Genomic DNA, 16,530 nt, shown 5'->3' with positions numbered 1-16,530 from the left:
GAGCATTGACTATTATTTAGTTTTTGTTGAGCTGTGAAATTGATTTCTGCATTTGTGCCATCATGCTGCTCAGTGTTTCAATTGTAGGTTCTGGTGTAGGATCAGGAAGCGTAGAAGAAATGAAGGCCTTGGCTTTCCATATTTCCAGAATTTCATCTGAAGCAATGGTATAAGGATCATAGATCTTGTTGTCTGAGATCAGTTTCAGTTCTTTGTTTTCTTTAAAGCGATTTCCTGCTCTTTTATAAACTACACCTTCATTTTTGCTGATGATGATATACGTTTCTCCGGCTTTTACATCATTCCAGTTGTCCAGGTATTCTGCAAGGATGATACTTCCCGACTGGATGGGCAACATCGAATCCCCTAAGATTTCAAAAGCCCTGAATGTTCCTTGTTTTAAGAAAGGGAGGGGGAGTTGAAATTTAGGAAGGTCCTTGATGTATTCCGGATCTGAGAATCCGTTCAGGTAACCTGCACTTGCTTTCACCGGGACCATTTCTATGTTCTCTTTATCGTCCTTATCTACGGAGATGCTGAGAATTCTCAGGTTTGAACCCTGGCTTTTTGGCTTCGGTTTCCAGTTATCATTGATGTTTTCGTTAATAAACTCGTCTATGGTCAGGTCAAAATACTCTGCTATTTTTTTTAGCAAATCATATTTAGGTTCCGCCCGGTCTTCTTCGTACGCTCCAATGAGCGATCTCTTAATGCCCATAGCATCAGCGAATTGCTGCTGTGTGTGGCTTTTTTTCTTTCTAAGGTACTTCAGGTTGGAGGATATATTTGACATAAAATAAAAGTTTAATATTTATTTGTTTTTACTAATATTGTTAGTATTATTGTACCAATAAAGTTAGTAATATTTATTCGAATACCAAATAGCTGTACTAACTAAATTAGTTTATATCATTTAATCCTTTAGTCATGAAGAAATTTGTATATATCGTAACTGATAGAAACCGCAAGAGTTTACATGTTGGAATGAGTTCTGATTTAATTAAGACGCTTGATTTTTATAAGCAGATGCCTAGTTTATTTTTTGATTGCGGCGAGCAGCTGACGAGATTGGTTTATTTCGAAGAGTTTAAAACTGAAGCTCAGGCATTGAGCAGGTTTAAAGTAATCAGCAGGTTTACCAGAATGCAGAAAGAGCGGATGGTAAGGGCTTGTAATCCGGATTGGATTGATCTGACGATCGGATTGGACTTTGAACACATCATCAGCAGTAAGAAGATGATGAACCAGGTGAATCTTCCCTTTATTCTATCATAGATTTTGAACCGGGACACCCCAACCGTTTGCCGGGGTGTTCCGTTCAAATGATTTTACCAGCCTGGGGCAAAGGTTAACCCAAATACACCGGCTTTAACGTCTTTACGTTGTAGTGGAAACGCGTAATAAGGTTCTAATACAAAATAACCAAATACATTCACCCTTAAGGATACACCAAAACTGATGGCAGGTACGCGCTCATTGGTAACTTGAGTCATGATGGGCTGACCAGCAGCATCCAGTCTGATGTTTCCTTGTGCATCTCTGGCAGGTTGAGTGGTGTATGTAGGTTGATCCTTGAATACCACCTTATTGCCTTGATTCCAGGCTAAACCTGCATCAAAGAAAAAGTTCAGGTCAGTGAACAGGAATTTTGAAGGAATCTGTGCTAACTTTTTAGGTCCTGTAAGTGGCAGGCGTACTTCGAAGTTGAAGACCGCAATTTTATTTCCTGATAATTGGTTGATGTCGAAATCTCCGCTGGTAGAGTTGCGGCTTTTGTAGAATGAATTGGCCTCATAACCTCTGATGAAATAAGGATATCCTATAAATAATGGATAAAGTCTTTTTCCATCTTCTCCAATTCTAAAGTAGTTAAAGGTTCTTGCGGCAATGGTAAAAGGCTTCAGACGTACATATTTTCTGGCATCCAGGGATAAGGCATAAAATTTATAATCTCCGAAATATTGTTCTGCACCTACCCGGTATCTGAATCCCTCCAGAGGAGAAGTCATTCCCATAATGGTATTGTCTCCCACAAAAGAGGCATTCGCCTGCAAAATAGTAAATGAATTCAGGGAGATGCCCAGCTCTCTGGAAGCCTGATCTGTAGGGATTTTATTTTTATCTGAGCCCAGATAACCTCCGATAATCCCTCCACCGAGATCCTGATAATAGTTACTGAAGCGGTCTACGCGATAGGTATATCGGGAGAAAGCTCCTCCCAGTTCAAAGCGGTGTACTTTGTTGAATGGATAGGCACCAAATAGCTGAGCCTGTTCTTCAAAAGTACGGATGATATTGGTCCGGTCGTTATATACATTGACTTTCCCATCACGTCCATCCAGTTGTTCAGCAGCAATGTCCCGGAAGCCCGTTACATATGGAGAGTGGGAAATCGCACCACCCCAGTTGATTCTGCTCGACTGGTTAATGTATCCTACCAAGCCCCCGAAATCATAGATCTCTCCATTTACAGCAAGGTTAGCTATGATTTGATTTCTACCAAGAATATCACTGAAACGACCAGAAATACCACCCTGTAAACCTGTTCCAAAGCGACTCGTTGATACACCTACACCACCACTGTTCGCCAGGTAATCCAGCTTAAATTTAGGTCTGTAAGGCACCAGTCTCATGGAGTCTGTGGTTGTTTTTTCGAAACGTTCAAAGTTAGCCAGATTAGAATTTACGATGTCCACACCCAGGTTCTCCATAGGAGGGAGGACTGCCGCATCGAAATTCACTTCATTTGCATCTACCGGTTTCGACCTGAAATTGCTAAGTGGTGAGTTGTATAACGTATAGCGTTGTGAACGGTAATAGCTATATACAATATCATCATTTCTGGAAACTGACATTGCAGGAGAGAATTCTGTGATTCCACTGATTCCTGTAAAATAGTCGGTCAGCTGTTTTACCTTTTTATCGGAAAGGTTGTACTCATACATATTTCTGAAACCATCCCTGTTAGACAGGAAGAAAATCCTGTTGCTATCCCCGGAAAACTGCGCATTCAAATTGTTTGCACCCGGGAAGACCGGAATGTCGGTCAGGGTTTTGGTTTCGATATCATAGACTGTCAGGTTGAGTGCATGAACGGCTGTATTCTTATTTGCAGACATAGAAGCCCTATCGGAAGAAAAGACGATCTTCTTTCCATCAGGTGCATAATTTGGTGCATAATCAGAATAGGTATCGTTGGTGATTTGGGTAACCTGTTTGGTTTTCAGGTTATAAGAGAAAATGTCACTCTGACCTTCTACCATCCCTGAGAAAGCAATGTCATCGCCATTGGCAGACCAGGATAAGTTCCCAAATTGCAATACTTCTCCCATTGGGGCACGTAGTTTTACGCTTCCCGAAGCCACATCAATGATCATCAATTGATTTCTGCCTTTACTGAAGATACTGAATGCAAACTGCTTACTGTCCGGCGACCAGGTTCCTGCAGATTCCAGGAAGTTAAAGTCGTCAATATGCGAATTGGAAATCTGACTGCTGAGTTTTCGGATGATCTTTCCCGTCTTTGCATCTGCCAGAAAGAGGTCAATTCCAAAAAGGTCTTTTTCGGATAAAAATGCCAGGTACTTGCCATCCGGACTGATTGCCGGGGCCACATTCATGTTTCCCGCATTCTTATTGTCTATAATTTTTGTCCCGGTGATTTTTACCTGGGAACTGTCAGATTTTAACATCGGGCGGTAATGCGCTTCAATGGCGTTTTTCCATAAACCTGAAAGCGTACGGTCGTCATATCCGAAAGTATACCTTAATCCGTTTTCATAACCATATTTCGCGGTCGCCTTAAACAAAGGAACGATGGTGGTATCTCCATAAACTGATCCTACAAAGGTCCAGAACGCCTGTCCGTAGCGGTAAGGGAAATATTTGTTGGAGTTGGTCAGGTCTTTTAAAGAGGGGATATCCCTGTTTAACAAAGCATCCCTCATCCACATGGAGGTAAAGGCATCTGTTTTCCCGATGGAAAGGTACTCTGCCATCCCTTCCACCATCCATAATGGTGTCTGGCCTACATTCTCCAGTGGGATAGAATCCTTTTCCAGTAATAGGTGGTATTGAAAAGCATGCACAAGCTCATGGCCCAATACATGTCGGGTTTGGTTGTTCAGCTCCATTACAGGCATGATCACCCTGTTTTTAAAGGCTTCTGTTACCCCGCCTGTACCGATTCCGATTTCACCGTTTAATGCGGTAGTTGTCTGGAAATCCGGATGGTTGTTGTATAAAATGATGGGATTTTTCTTTAAGAAGGTGTCTCTGAATACTTCCTGGTGCATTTTATACCAGGTCTCTGCATCCTGTGCAAATTTCTTGATCATCTTCTCATTTTTGAGGTAATAATAGATCTCAAAATGGGGTGTTTGCAGGACTTTGAATTTCTCATTTTTATACCTGACTATGTTTTGTCCGAAAACCTGTGCCCGGACGGAAGCAGCAGACACCAGGAGAATAATCAGAACAGGGAGTAATCGTCTAAAGAGAGTAGAGCTCAGATTCATAGTGTGATTATATTTTGTTGTGTTTAAATTTACGCAAAATTGTCTTATTAAGTTTACAGAGCAGCCGCAGTTATTTCAAAGAGAACGACAGGCGACTGCAATACGCTACAGGCAAACCAAAATTTCAGGAGGAAGCTTCGAGTAAATGCCCCGGACCTTTTGGGGCGGGGCATCGACATTCCTATGAGTTTTATTGATTATTCTTTTCCTGTTCTTTTTTGATCCGTTCTTTTTCCTTCTCCTCTTCGCGCTGTTTTCTTCTCAGTTCTCTTTTTTCTTTTCTGGTTAAGGGAACTTCAGTCGCAGGCTGTTTGACAGGCTCCGGAATTTTCTTTTCTTCGGTTTTGATGATGTCTTCCTCTTTTAACACCGGCTGTTGTTCTTCCACTACAGGAGGGGTAAAGGCGGTAGAATCTACCGAAAGACTATCCGAGCTGGAAGTATCTACCCGAATCCTCGGACTCGGACAATTGATCTCCCTGGTGATCTTTACTTTTGATTTAGGGAAAGCACCATAGGTATAACCCGTACTTGGATCATGGTAAACTTTTTCCATGAACTTGGCAAAGATCGGTAAGGCTGTTCTGGATCCTTCACCGGTTTCTCCGTTTTTGAAGTGAGCAGTACGCTCATCACAGCCTACCCAGACACCAGTAACCAGGTCTTTGGTAACCCCCATATACCAGGCATCCACATAATCAGATGAAGTCCCTGTTTTTCCACCAATCTGGTTGTTGTTTTTCCAGAGATCCCATTCCCAAAGTGCCTGAGAGGTTCCTCCAGGCTCTTCCATTCCACCTCTGAGCATATACAGCATCAGCCATGCAATTTCTTCAGAAAGTACCCTTTTTGTTTTTGCTTTGAACTCTTCAATGATATTGTTGTCCTGATCTGTGATCTTTTCAACGAGGATAGGTTCAGTTCTTACGCCTTCGTTAAGGAAGGTACTGTAGGCCCTGACCATTTCAAATACCGTCACATCATTTGGACCTAAACTCACAGATGGTACTGACTTAAGCGGACTTTCGATTCCACATTCATGGGCCCATTTCACTACGTTTTCTGCACCCACGGCTTCTGTAACCTGTGCGGTAATGGTATTTACTGATTTACCCATTGCCCAGCGCAAAGACATTTCGCGGTAGCTATAGTTCCAGTCTGCATTTTTAGGCTCCCAATATTCTGTTTTTCCGTTTTCTTCGTATTTGATTTTAACCGGTTTATCCGTGAATTTATCGCAAGGGCTCATGCCATCCTGCAATGCGGCCAGGTAAGCGAAAGGTTTAAATGTAGAGCCTGCCTGTCTTTTGCTCTGGTTAACGTGGTCGTATTTGAAAAATTTATGGTCGATTCCGCCCACCCATACTTTGATTTTTCCGCTGAAGGGATCCATCGTCATCATTCCGGTATTCATAATTTTTCCGTAATAACGGATAGAATCCATAGTAGAGAAGAGCGTATCACGGTCACCTTTCCAGGTAAAGATTTTCATCTTTTTCTTTTTTTCGAAATAGGCCTTCACAGAATCCGGAGTGTTGCTGTATTTTTTTTCGAGCATGGCGTAGATCGGCAGCTTGCGCATGGCGCGGTCCGGATAATCTACTTTTTTCTTTTCAGAATCTTCCCATGGATCTTCTTTGCCCCAAACACTGTAGAACCTTCTCTGTATGGTTTTCATTTGTTCGGCTACCGCTTCTTCTGCATATTTCTGAAGCTTGGAATCGATGGTGGTATAGATCTTCAAACCATCTTCGTAAAGGTCGTAATCATTGTCGTTCGCCCATTTTTCCAGGTATTTATCAACCGCTGCTCTGAGATAAGAATCACCATCACTACCTTCATCGATACGACCTTCCTTGAGTTTTATCGGGGTGCTTTTATAGGTGTTCAGCTCTGCAGCAGTGATGTAGTTGTATTTGTTCATCTGAGCCAGGGCAACATTTCTGCGTTCGAGGGCTTTAACAGGATTCTTTATCGGGTTGTAAAGGCTGGTACCTTTCAGCATGCCCACAAGCAATGCGGATTCCGGAACATCCAGTTCATTGGTTTCCTTATCAAAATAAATCCTTGCCGCAGTTTTAATACCATAAGCATTGTTTCCAAAGGATACGGTATTGAGGTACATGGTGATGATGTCGTCTTTCGGATAGTTAGACTCTAACTTCACGGCAGTCATCCATTCCTTTAATTTGGAAACGATGGTACGTACTACCGGAATGTGTTTGATGAAACCTTGTGATTTGTTATACCGGGTGCGGTAAAGGTTCTTGGCCAGCTGTTGTGTGATGGTACTTGCCCCACGCTTGTCGCCGGTTGCAGTGGAGAGTCCGCTGGAAAGTAAAGAGCGGAAATCTATTCCCATATGGCTATAGAAACGGACATCTTCTGTGGCTACCAATGCTTTGATCACACTTGGTGCAATCTCGTTGAAGCTTACAGGGGTCCGGTTCTCTTTGTAATAGCGGCCAATCAGCTTACCATCAGCTGTGTACAATTCAGATCCCACACGAAGGGTAGGGGCTTTAATGTCTTTATAGGATGGCGAATAGCCAAATAACCATAAAAAGTTGAGTTGCAACGCGCAAAAGAAGATGATAATACAGAATAGGAATATGCTTGGATAACGGATATACTTATTGCGAATTTCTTTAAACATGGGATAAAGATCAAAAAAACGTAAAACAGTTAGTGTTAAATTGTGTTAAAACTTGCAGTACAAATTAACGTAATTAATTTACTTAAATTTTATTCTATATTTAAATTAAAGAGATCAGACTGTAAACTACAAATTATAGGTGTTAAATGACCGCTGTAAAGTATTTTGACAACGGTCTAAAGCTTAAAGAGTAACGCTCAGTGATGCTGATGATTTTGATAAAAACCGGATGATTTGGGCCTATGAAAATTAAGCTGATCAGATCAGGGATTCTTTTCCTGATTTTTGCCTTATTCACTTTGTTTACGTATGAAGACAATGCCGCCGCTGACGGATTCACAAAGTTGGGTTTTCCCTTTCCCTTTTATCTGGTTACAGGTGGTAAACTTACTGATGCTGGTCTTAAAGCTGAATTTGGTTTCTTTTGGGAATGGCTTGTGGTCGATATCATGATTGGAATTGCTTTCGTTATTTTCGGGAACTTTGTGGCTGGAAAATGGAGAGAGACAAAATAGTAATATTTAATTTTTTATATTTACTTTAGTATAAATAACTTAACCGAATATGGCAGAAGTACTTTGGGTAATTTTCGAACTGGTAATAGGCTTTACACGGCCGGAATCCGAAGTAACCATTAGCAAAAGGCTGGTAGTTGGAATTGTTTGTACCGTTTTTGTAGTGGTAGGAATTCTTATCTATCTTAATAATCCGCACACCTCAGCTTCCAATATCTATTAATTTTAACTTCTTACCTGTTTCGTATTTGTCTTTTTCAGCTCCTGAAAAAGTCACCATAGCTCTGGATTAATCCGGTAAATAAGCTTCAACCGAACAACCAAAATTTCAACCAGCGACAGTTCCCAATACTGCACATTTATCCCTGATGATGCAGACTAAAATATTATCGGATTTTATTTCGCCTTTTTTGAAAGACAAAGGAAATAAAGGCATTATTGGAACGGTATATGCTAAAATGTATAAGACTATCTCTATATTTAATGAAGAGGATGTCAAGGAATGGTACTCACTGAGAGATGTTGAGGATCGCTTCATAACCCTTTAAAAACAATTGCATACATGAAAAAAGAGATCGAAAAATACCTTGCTACACCGGGAAAGAAAGTTTCATTGAAAGATTACGACACCACCTATAATGGAGATCAGGAAAAGGAGGAGGGGAAGGAGGAGCTGGAAGAAATTAAAGAAAGGTTGAGCAAATTACAGGAAACCTTATACGCTGCAAATGCCCATTCTATACTTATCCTGTTTCAGGCGATGGATGCCGCTGGAAAAGACAGTGCGATCTCACACGTTATGTCGGGATTAAATCCCCAGGGATGTCAGGTCTATAGTTTTAAAACTCCTACATCCGAAGAATATGAACATGACTTTCTTTGGAGACACTATAAAGCATTACCTGAGAGAGGCAGGATTGGTATACACAACAGGTCGCATTATGAAAACGTGCTCGTTTGTAAAGTCCACCCGGAATATGTACTGAGTGAAAATATTCCAGGTTATCAGGATGTCAAAAATATAGACGATAAATTCTGGGAAAACAGGTACGAGAGCATCCGTAACTTTGAGAAACATATTTCCAATAACGGAACAGTAATCATTAAAATATTCCTGAACGTCTCAAAAGATGAACAAAAATCCCGCTTCCTGGATAGAATCAATGACCCTGCAAAAAACTGGAAGTTCTCCTCCGCAGATATTACAGAGCGGGGAAGGTGGAAGGAATATATGGAAGCCTATGAAAGGGCTATAGAAGAAACTTCAACCGAACAGGCACCATGGTATATCATTCCTGCTGATAAAAAATGGCATGCAAGATTGGCAATCAGCCAGATCCTTGAAGAACATTTTACACGATTGAATCTTAAGTTTCCTGTGCTTGCTGAAGAAGAAGCGAAAAAGCTTGCTGAAATAAAGGAGGCCCTTCTTCAGGATTAAAAGTAAAAAGAAGCATTCTATTCGACGGCTGAAACCTTTTGCCCTGAAGGGGGCAAAAATTTCTATGCCCTCTCACAGAAAACTTCTTTTTGTTGAATGGCATGGTGGAGATAGTATGGTGGAATAGAAGGATCTGCACCTTATGATAGCATAACTTTGCCGGATAACCTTTGGACAGATAGCTTGTGGGTTTTAAAAAAAAGATGCGTCTTATGAAAAGGCATAGAAAGATTTGCCCCCTTCAGGGCTAAGATTTCAGCCTTTGAATAAAATGCTTCTTTTTTTCCTAAATAGGCGAATTGAATGCACCAGACTCAGACTAGTACACTAACTTAAATTTGCTTAAATCAGGAGTTCTTTCCCGTTTCCTTTCTAACTCATATTGATAAATAATACGCCCTATATTTCCCATGAAAGGATAGCAAACTGTCTCATATTCGTATTTATCGTCATTATAAATGCCATCTTCATTTGATTGTACAACGGCAGTAAGGAAGAATTCGACCTTGTTCTTTAAATCTACGAAATAGGCATTGTCGATGATGAAGCCGTAAGAGTCTCCGTATTTATTGAATATTCTGATGTTGGGCTCAATGACCGCATCCTTTTCTCTGCCATAATAGAGCATTTTTGCATAGGCAGGCCAGAATTCTGTGGGGTTATAAGAGGGATAAATGCTTTCTGTAGGTAATTTACTCATTTGGGTGTAGATAAGTTTGTAGTCTTCTGCACTCAGCTTAAACCTTTCGTTTTCCGGAAATGCTTCGGGGCTGATGAGTTTACGCATCATGGCTTGCTGATCGGAGATGCTGAAGGCATTTTTATTTTCCAGGCTGAAAGGTTTATTGACCAGCTGATCGGTACTGTCTAGATAACCTTTCCCCATACTGGTATTGCTCAGCTGAAGGGGATATTCTTTGGGGTCGTATTGTTCGGTCTGGGTATAGATCAATGTATTTTTATTGTAGAATCTGATGGGATTGGTATGCTTTGCCGTTTCTCCTGAGTCGCCTATGGCCAGCCTGTTTAATATCCTGCTGTCATTAAATCCGTATTTTTTTAGTTTGGCATTGATTTCTGCACGTCCAATAAATTCGAAGAGCCGGTTAAAGGCATCGTTATCACTCGTTAACAGGATCTTTTTGATGTAATGTTCTACTGAAGGGAGGCCATCACCGGAAGTACTGTCTTTGGATACCTTTGTTTGTCCGGCATAGGCCGAATCTGTGAGCATGGTACTTTTTGCACTCAGTCCTTTTATCTTTAATTCATTAATTTTCTCGAGGGCAAAGATGACTGCAGCAAGTTTTACGGTGCTCGCAGGGTAGAAGTACCTGTGGTTATCGAGGTTATAGCTATAGCTTTTGAAGCTGGGGATATTTTTATTGTTCCGGTTTACCTGTGTATATAATAATTGAACCTGATTTTTTTGCGGGTGGTTTAGTACGTTGGAGAAGAGTTCCGGGTTGTTGCGCATCAGTTGCTCAATAAGAACAGTATCAGTTTGTTGTGCCATGGTATTCAGGCTGAACATCAGGATGAGTAGGGTAGGAATTTTCGTCTTCATCGTTGTTGCAGGATTAATTGTCTTCTTATTAAAATAACAGTACTCCTAAGATAGCAAGGAAATGCTAAATAGCAGGTCAATTGTAAAAGTTTGTTGTTAGCAGGATATTTGAGTACCTTTGCCTCGCTTTTTGGTTCCCGGTGTTGCATCGGGATTAAAAGGGAATACGGTGTGATTCCGTAACTGTCCCGCAGCTGTAAGCTCCATAACGGTATTCAAATCGAAGCCACTTGTCTGACTCTTAATTGTTTAGAGTTATTGATTGGGAAGGCAGAATGTCCGGGAGTAAGTCAGAAGACCTGCCATTAGGTGTAATATTTCATAGCTTTCGGGGATTGAAGCTTGGAGTGAGTGCTTGTTTTTTGTATTTCATTTCCTTGATCCAACTGTTTGCTGTGGGTAAATAACTCACAACAAAAATGAGAAGAAACAATTTTACCATTAAAGGTATAAATCCTTGTTTTTTTACTTTCCTTGCCATTAGCTGGCTTGGAGGAATTATGCCTTTAAATTTACAGGCACAGACCGATTCGGTAAAGTTATCCAGGAAGGATTCACTGAATAAGGTCAATGACCTGAAAGAAGTCCAGATCAGAAGGATAAAAATCACCAGGCGACAAACCTCCTCAACCCCCTTACAAATTCTTTCCGGTGCAGAACTGGAAAAGCTGAACAGCCTTTCTGTGGCAGATGCGGTACGTTTCTTTTCCGGAGTACAGCTGAAAGACTATGGCGGGATTGGCGGCTTAAAAACCATCAATGTCCGCAGTATGGGCAGTACCCATACCGCAGTATTTTATGATGGCGCACAGATTGGGAATGCACAGAACGGACAGGTAGATCTGGGCAAATTTTCTTTGGATAATATTGAAGAGATCGAATTGTATAACGGACAGAAGAGTGCGATTTTTCAATCTGCCAGGGGCTTTGCTTCATCAAGTTCTTTATACCTGAAATCCAGACAGCCAAATTTTGAGGATGGACGCAGTAACCGCTTTAAAGGAACATTTAAGACGGGCTCTTTTGGCCTGGTTAATCCTTCCTTACTATGGCAGTCTAAAATTACAGATCATACTTACAGTACCCTCAGCGCAGAATTTAAGAACGCCCATGGACGTTATAAGTTTCGCTCTTTCAGTGGAGGATGGGACACCACAGGAGTAAGAACTGATGGGGATATCCAAACGATGAGATTGGAACTGGGGCTCAACGGAATCCTTCGGGACAGTAGTAAATGGAGTGTGAAGCTGTATGGCTATAATGACGAACATGGTCTGCCCGGTGCTATTGTGGCCAATGTATGGCATTTTTCTCAGCGGCAGTGGAACCGGAATTTATTTGCGCAATCGTCTTTTGAAAAAAATATAGGAAGATATAGCCTGATGGCTGTCGGAAAATATACCAATGACTACCAGCGTTACCTGAACCCGGATATTGTGTCGGTGGATGGCCTTTTAGACAACAGGTATTATCAGCAGGAAGTATACTTTTCCCTGGCAAATAAGTTTAAAGTAAATAAGTTCTGGGACCTGGTCTTGTCTTCGGATTATCAGATGGGTGATATGAATGCCAATCTGTATCGTTTTGCTTATCCCAGAAGATATACCTTTTTAAACGCATTCGCTACGCAGTTTCATTTTGACAGACTGGATATTCAGGCAAATGTATTGAGTACCATCGTGTCTGAAAAGGTGGAGACCGGACCACAGCCGGACAACAGGAATGAACTCACTCCATCGGTTTTGGTTTCCTGGCAGCCATTCGGACAAAAGGAATTCAGGATACGTTCTTTTTATAAGAGCATTTTCCGGATGCCAACATTTAATGATTTATACTTTACCTTTTTTCAGCCCCGGTCGATTAAGCCGGAGTATACCAAACAATATGATCTTGGTTTTACTTATATAAAAGGATATGAAGATCAGGCCTTAACTCAGTTCTCTATACAGGCAGATGCTTACTATAACAAAGTGAAAGATAAAATTGTGGCAGTGCCGGGAACTTCACAGGCCATATGGATCATGATGAACATGGGGATGGTAGAGATTAAAGGTCTGGATGTAAATATGCAATCTGCATGGCAGCTGAATAAGGATTTAAGCCTGAATGCTGGCCTGAATTATACATATCAGAAAGCGATAAATGTAGAAAAGACCTCGTCTTATCACCATCAGATTCCATATATCCCTGTACATAACATTTCAATTCTGGCCAGTGCAACGTACCGGCAGTTTTCGATGAACTATAGTTATCTTTATACGGGACAACGCTATAACCAGGCATTCAATAGTCTCGAGAATTATGTACAGCCTTTTTATACCCATGATATGGCCATACATTACAATACATTGATTCACAATCGGAAAGTCCGGCTTACAGCAGAGGTGAATAACCTCCTTAATCAACCATTTGAAGTGGTTACCAATTACCCAATGCCTGGTCGTTCCTATCGTTTTACCCTAACTTATGATTATTAATATGAATACAATTAAATCGATCTCCTCAAAAATACTTACGGTTTTATTACTGGCAGTAATGCTGACCAGTGCATGCCGTAAGGATCCGCAGGTCATTAAGGAAGTACGGGAGTATTTATTTCCACCAAAACCTGATCATAAGATGAAAGGATTTTATCTCGTCAATGAAGGCAATATGGGAATGAACAAAGCTTCCCTGGATTATGTGGATTTTGGTCTCGGACAATATCGTAGGAATATTTATAATGAGGCCAATCCCTCACAAGTGAAAGGACTTGGAGATGTAGGCAATGACGCGGCGGTATTCGGCTCAAAACTATATATTGTAGTTAATATTTCTAATAAAGTGGAAGTGCTGGACGTGAAAACGGGTAAGCGCATCAATCAAATCGACATTACCAATTGTCGTTACATTACCTTTAATAAAGGGAAAGCCTATGTGAGTGCCTACCTTGGGCAGGTGGGAAATCCCGCAGAGCCAAACGGGATTGTTGCAGAAATTGATACCACCACATTGAAGGAAATCAGAAGGGTCAAAGTAGGGCGCCAGCCGGAAGAAATGGCCATCATTAACGATAAATTATATGTTGCCAACTCCGGAGGTTACAGTCCGCAGAATTATGAACGTACCGTTTCAGTTGTTGATTTAAACTCCTTTACAGAAACAAAGAGAATCGATGTGGCCATCAACCTTCACCGCTTGAAGGCGGATAAATCTGGCGACTTATACGTGACTTCAAGAGGGGATTATCTGGACATTAAGTCCAAAATGTTTGTGATCGATACAAAAACAGATCAGGTGAAAAAACAGTTTGATGTAGCAGTCAGTAATTTAACCATCAGCAATGATATTGCCTATTTCTATAGTACCGAATGGAGTCATCATACAGGAAAGATGACCGTTACCTATGGCATGCTGGATGTGATCAACGAAAAAATACTGGGCACCAGATTTATTACCGACGGAACCGATAAAAATATTGTAATTCCTTATGGTATTGCTGTTGATCCCTCTACGAAAGAAGTATATGTAACCGATGCAAAGGATTATGTTTCGCCGGGAACGCTGTATTGTTTTAGTCCGGCAGGAGTAAAGCAATGGTCGGCAACTACAGGAGATATTCCCGCTCATTTTGCATTTGTTTATAAGTAATACTTTTTTAGCGTATTTCATTTATATCAGCGCGGATTGCAGGCCATCATTTAAAACATAACGCAACTCATTAACCATTAAATTAATACTGAATTCAATTGAACCTATACTAAATTCAACAAAATGAATACTAAAAAATATCTGGTTGCAGGACTTATGGTCAGCGCTTTTTTGTTCGGATGTAAAAAGGACCGGAATACTGAAATTGAGGTTCCTGTTGTTCCTGAAAGTAATCAGTTTGTGACCAGCCTGTTCGATTATGTTCCCGCACCAGGACAGTTTATAAATATGTCTTTTGGCACGATGGAAGCCGCTAAAGGTATCTTGAAGAAAGAGGGGTTGGTAAGCCTTGGTGCCTGGGGTGGGTACATTGTTCTTGGCTTTGACCATACGGTGACGAACCGGAAAGATCTTGCGGACATTATGATAAAAGGAAATGCTCAATCAAATTTTGCTGAACCAGGAGTGGTATGGGTGATGAAAGACGACAACAAAAATGGTAAACCTGATGATACCTGGTATGAGATTGCAGGGAGTGAATCCGGTAAAACCGGATATATCCGGGATTATGAAGTCACCTATACCAAACCTACACCAGCTAATGGCGATGTGGCCTGGAAAGATAATAAAGGCAATTCGGGTGTGGTTGGCATAAATGCTTCCCATACACAATCTTATTATCCGGATTGGATCAGTACCAGCCAATACACTTTAAAAGGTTCATTACTTCCATCTACTAATGTAAACATGACCAATCCCGGACTGATTGTAAGTATGCCATTTACATCAGGATACGCAGATAACCAGGTTACCGGAGATGCGATAGACATTTCAAATGCAGTAGATAAGGATGGAAAAAATGTGGTTTTAACGGGCATAGATTTTATAAAAATCCAAACTGGTATTCAGGCAAACCTGAAGGCGGTAGGAGAAATTTCTACAGAAATCAGTAGCGTCTCAGATCTGAGTCTCGTTAAATAAGCATAGACAAGCAAATCATTATTATAACAAACATCATAAAACCTAAACATTAAAAATATAGACCATGAAACTAAACAATACTCTAAAATCGATTTCATTTGCCGCTGTACTTATGGCCGGATTTTCATCCTGTAAGAAGGATAAAATGCCTGATATCGTACCTGGACCTATTTCTACCATCGGCGTTTATGTCCTGAACGAAGCTTACTTTTCGGATCTTCCCGGAACCAATAACAGTAGCATCAGTTATTATGATATTGCCACGAAAACAGTGGAAAAGGATTATTTTAAAAAGCAGAATTCGACTTCGCTTGGTGCAAATGCCAATGATTTGCAGCAATATGGAAGCAAATTGTATTGTGTGGTTTTAGGTACTACTAAGGCAGCAAAGGACTCCTATCTGGAGGTGATGAGTATTGCTACAGGAAAATCCATTAAACGGATTCCTTTTTCGGATGCAACAGAAGGTTTCTTACCAAGGTATGTGGTCTTCAATAAAGATAAGGCTTATGTTTCTTCCTACGATGGCAAGATCACTAAAATTGATACGGCAAGTCTGGCTATTGAATCCAGAGTCCTCGTTGGTGGCGCCCTGGAGCAAATGGCTGTTGTCAATAATAAACTATATGTTGTAAATTCTGCTCATTTTCAATATGGAACTGCCGACAATTCTTCTGTCTCGGTGGTAGATTTGAATACATTTACTAAGTCGAAATCCATTCCTGTGGGATATAACCCTACTAATATTACTGCTACAAAAACGGGAGAACTGTTTGTGATTACAAAAGGAAATTACGCTGATATCAAAGCTAGTGTAGATAAAATAAGCAGTGTTACTGATACTAAAGTCACTTCAAACGATAAGGCTAGCCTGGAGTTTTTGGCGGTTAATGGTACTAAAGCCTACTCGATCAGCACTTGGCCAAATTATTTCCTTAAGGAGTTTAGCCTTGCTACGAATGATGTGGGATCAGATTTCATTAAAGATGACACCAAGCTTGGGGCAGCGTACGGATTAACTGTAAATCCATTAACTCAGGATGTTTTTATTGGTGATTCCAAAGCTTCTCAATTCTTCTGCTTTAGCGCTGATGGTAAAAAGAAATTCTCTTTTGACGCAGGACTTATGCCTAAACTCGCTGCATTCAGATACGGTTATTAATCGTTTAATCAATCAAAATAGTTCTTCAAACAGAACAAAACAATTATCAATACAAGCAAAA

General features: G+C 40.7%; 12 protein-coding genes and 1 riboswitch. Of the genes, 8 read left to right on the top strand and 4 right to left on the bottom strand.

What is annotated here, in order from left to right; all coding sequences use genetic code 11:
• Window positions 1–16: 16 nt before the first annotated feature.
• Window positions 17–793 carry an XRE family transcriptional regulator gene (locus BUC20_RS07140; protein ID WP_073229166.1) on the bottom strand — a complete coding sequence of 259 codons (777 nt, stop codon included), beginning with the start codon at window positions 791–793 and terminating at the stop codon, window positions 17–19.
• A gap of 134 nt (window positions 794–927) precedes the next feature.
• Between BUC20_RS07140 and BUC20_RS07135 the strand changes: the two genes are divergently transcribed.
• A complete protein-coding gene (locus BUC20_RS07135; RefSeq protein ID WP_073229163.1) occupies window positions 928–1,275 on the top strand; it encodes a GIY-YIG nuclease family protein in 348 nt (115 codons plus the stop codon).
• 53 nt (window positions 1,276–1,328) lie between these two features.
• On the opposite strand, the gene BUC20_RS07130 is transcribed toward BUC20_RS07135, so the two are convergent.
• Entirely contained in the window at window positions 1,329–4,517 is a 3,189-nt protein-coding gene (locus tag BUC20_RS07130; protein WP_073229159.1) for a basic secretory protein-like protein, read from the bottom strand.
• A 190-nt stretch (window positions 4,518–4,707) separates the two neighbouring features.
• Window positions 4,708–7,173: a penicillin-binding protein 1A gene (locus tag BUC20_RS07125; protein WP_073229157.1), complete on the bottom strand. Its 2,466-nt coding sequence runs from the start codon at window positions 7,171–7,173 to the stop codon at window positions 4,708–4,710.
• A gap of 242 nt (window positions 7,174–7,415) precedes the next feature.
• Between BUC20_RS07125 and BUC20_RS07120 the strand changes: the two genes are divergently transcribed.
• The 3 genes from BUC20_RS07120 (at window position 7,416) to BUC20_RS07110 (ending at window position 9,129) form a co-directional block, all read left to right on the top strand.
• Entirely contained in the window at window positions 7,416–7,688 is a 273-nt protein-coding gene (locus BUC20_RS07120; RefSeq protein WP_073229154.1) for a hypothetical protein, read from the top strand.
• 49 nt (window positions 7,689–7,737) lie between these two features.
• On the top strand, window positions 7,738–7,911 hold the full coding sequence (locus tag BUC20_RS33890) for a hypothetical protein (protein ID WP_159441066.1): 174 nt from the start codon (window positions 7,738–7,740) through the stop codon (window positions 7,909–7,911).
• Window positions 7,912–8,250: 339 nt separating this feature from the next.
• Window positions 8,251–9,129 (top strand): polyphosphate kinase 2 family protein, encoded by an 879-nt coding sequence (locus tag BUC20_RS07110; RefSeq protein ID WP_073229149.1) that lies wholly within the window; start codon window positions 8,251–8,253, stop codon window positions 9,127–9,129.
• A gap of 319 nt (window positions 9,130–9,448) precedes the next feature.
• On the opposite strand, the gene BUC20_RS07105 is transcribed toward BUC20_RS07110, so the two are convergent.
• Window positions 9,449–10,696 carry a serine hydrolase gene (locus BUC20_RS07105; protein ID WP_073229146.1) on the bottom strand — a complete coding sequence of 416 codons (1,248 nt, stop codon included), beginning with the start codon at window positions 10,694–10,696 and terminating at the stop codon, window positions 9,449–9,451.
• 114 nt (window positions 10,697–10,810) lie between these two features.
• Window positions 10,811–11,017: riboswitch (cobalamin riboswitch) on the top strand.
• A gap of 98 nt (window positions 11,018–11,115) precedes the next feature.
• Here BUC20_RS07105 and BUC20_RS07100 point away from each other — a divergent pair.
• The 4 genes from BUC20_RS07100 to BUC20_RS07085 all read left to right on the top strand — a co-directional run bounded on the left by BUC20_RS07100 (window position 11,116) and on the right by BUC20_RS07085 (window position 16,469).
• Complete coding sequence (locus BUC20_RS07100) at window positions 11,116–13,173, top strand: TonB-dependent receptor plug domain-containing protein (RefSeq protein WP_073229143.1); 2,058 nt, start codon at window positions 11,116–11,118, stop codon at window positions 13,171–13,173.
• A 1-nt stretch (window position 13,174) separates the two neighbouring features.
• Entirely contained in the window at window positions 13,175–14,326 is a 1,152-nt protein-coding gene (locus BUC20_RS07095; RefSeq protein ID WP_073229585.1) for a YncE family protein, read from the top strand.
• A 123-nt stretch (window positions 14,327–14,449) separates the two neighbouring features.
• Complete coding sequence (locus tag BUC20_RS07090) at window positions 14,450–15,307, top strand: cell surface protein (protein ID WP_073229141.1); 858 nt, start codon at window positions 14,450–14,452, stop codon at window positions 15,305–15,307.
• Between the two features lie 64 nt (window positions 15,308–15,371).
• Window positions 15,372–16,469, top strand: a complete 1,098-nt coding sequence (locus tag BUC20_RS07085; RefSeq protein WP_073229138.1) for a YncE family protein — start codon at window positions 15,372–15,374, stop codon at window positions 16,467–16,469.
• Window positions 16,470–16,530 lie beyond the last annotated feature (61 nt).

This window comes from Pedobacter caeni (genome assembly GCF_900129215.1).
Taxonomy (GTDB): domain Bacteria; phylum Bacteroidota; class Bacteroidia; order Sphingobacteriales; family Sphingobacteriaceae; genus Pedobacter; species Pedobacter caeni.
Note: the sequence above shows the minus strand (reverse complement) of the source record. Positions and strands in the feature narration are given on the sequence as shown.

Coding starts and splice junctions, on each gene's coding strand:
- BUC20_RS07140 (WP_073229166.1), bottom strand. CDS start 793: ATGTCAAATATATCCTCCAACCTGAAGTACCTTAGAAAGAAAAAAAGC.
- BUC20_RS07085 (WP_073229138.1), top strand. CDS start 15,372: ATGAAACTAAACAATACTCTAAAATCGATTTCATTTGCCGCTGTACTT.
- BUC20_RS33890 (WP_159441066.1), top strand. CDS start 7,738: ATGGCAGAAGTACTTTGGGTAATTTTCGAACTGGTAATAGGCTTTACA.
- BUC20_RS07130 (WP_073229159.1), bottom strand. CDS start 4,517: ATGAATCTGAGCTCTACTCTCTTTAGACGATTACTCCCTGTTCTGATT.
- BUC20_RS07105 (WP_073229146.1), bottom strand. CDS start 10,696: ATGAAGACGAAAATTCCTACCCTACTCATCCTGATGTTCAGCCTGAAT.
- BUC20_RS07120 (WP_073229154.1), top strand. CDS start 7,416: ATGAAAATTAAGCTGATCAGATCAGGGATTCTTTTCCTGATTTTTGCC.
- BUC20_RS07135 (WP_073229163.1), top strand. CDS start 928: ATGAAGAAATTTGTATATATCGTAACTGATAGAAACCGCAAGAGTTTA.
- BUC20_RS07100 (WP_073229143.1), top strand. CDS start 11,116: ATGAGAAGAAACAATTTTACCATTAAAGGTATAAATCCTTGTTTTTTT.
- BUC20_RS07125 (WP_073229157.1), bottom strand. CDS start 7,173: ATGTTTAAAGAAATTCGCAATAAGTATATCCGTTATCCAAGCATATTC.
- BUC20_RS07095 (WP_073229585.1), top strand. CDS start 13,175: ATGAATACAATTAAATCGATCTCCTCAAAAATACTTACGGTTTTATTA.
- BUC20_RS07110 (WP_073229149.1), top strand. CDS start 8,251: ATGAAAAAAGAGATCGAAAAATACCTTGCTACACCGGGAAAGAAAGTT.
- BUC20_RS07090 (WP_073229141.1), top strand. CDS start 14,450: ATGAATACTAAAAAATATCTGGTTGCAGGACTTATGGTCAGCGCTTTT.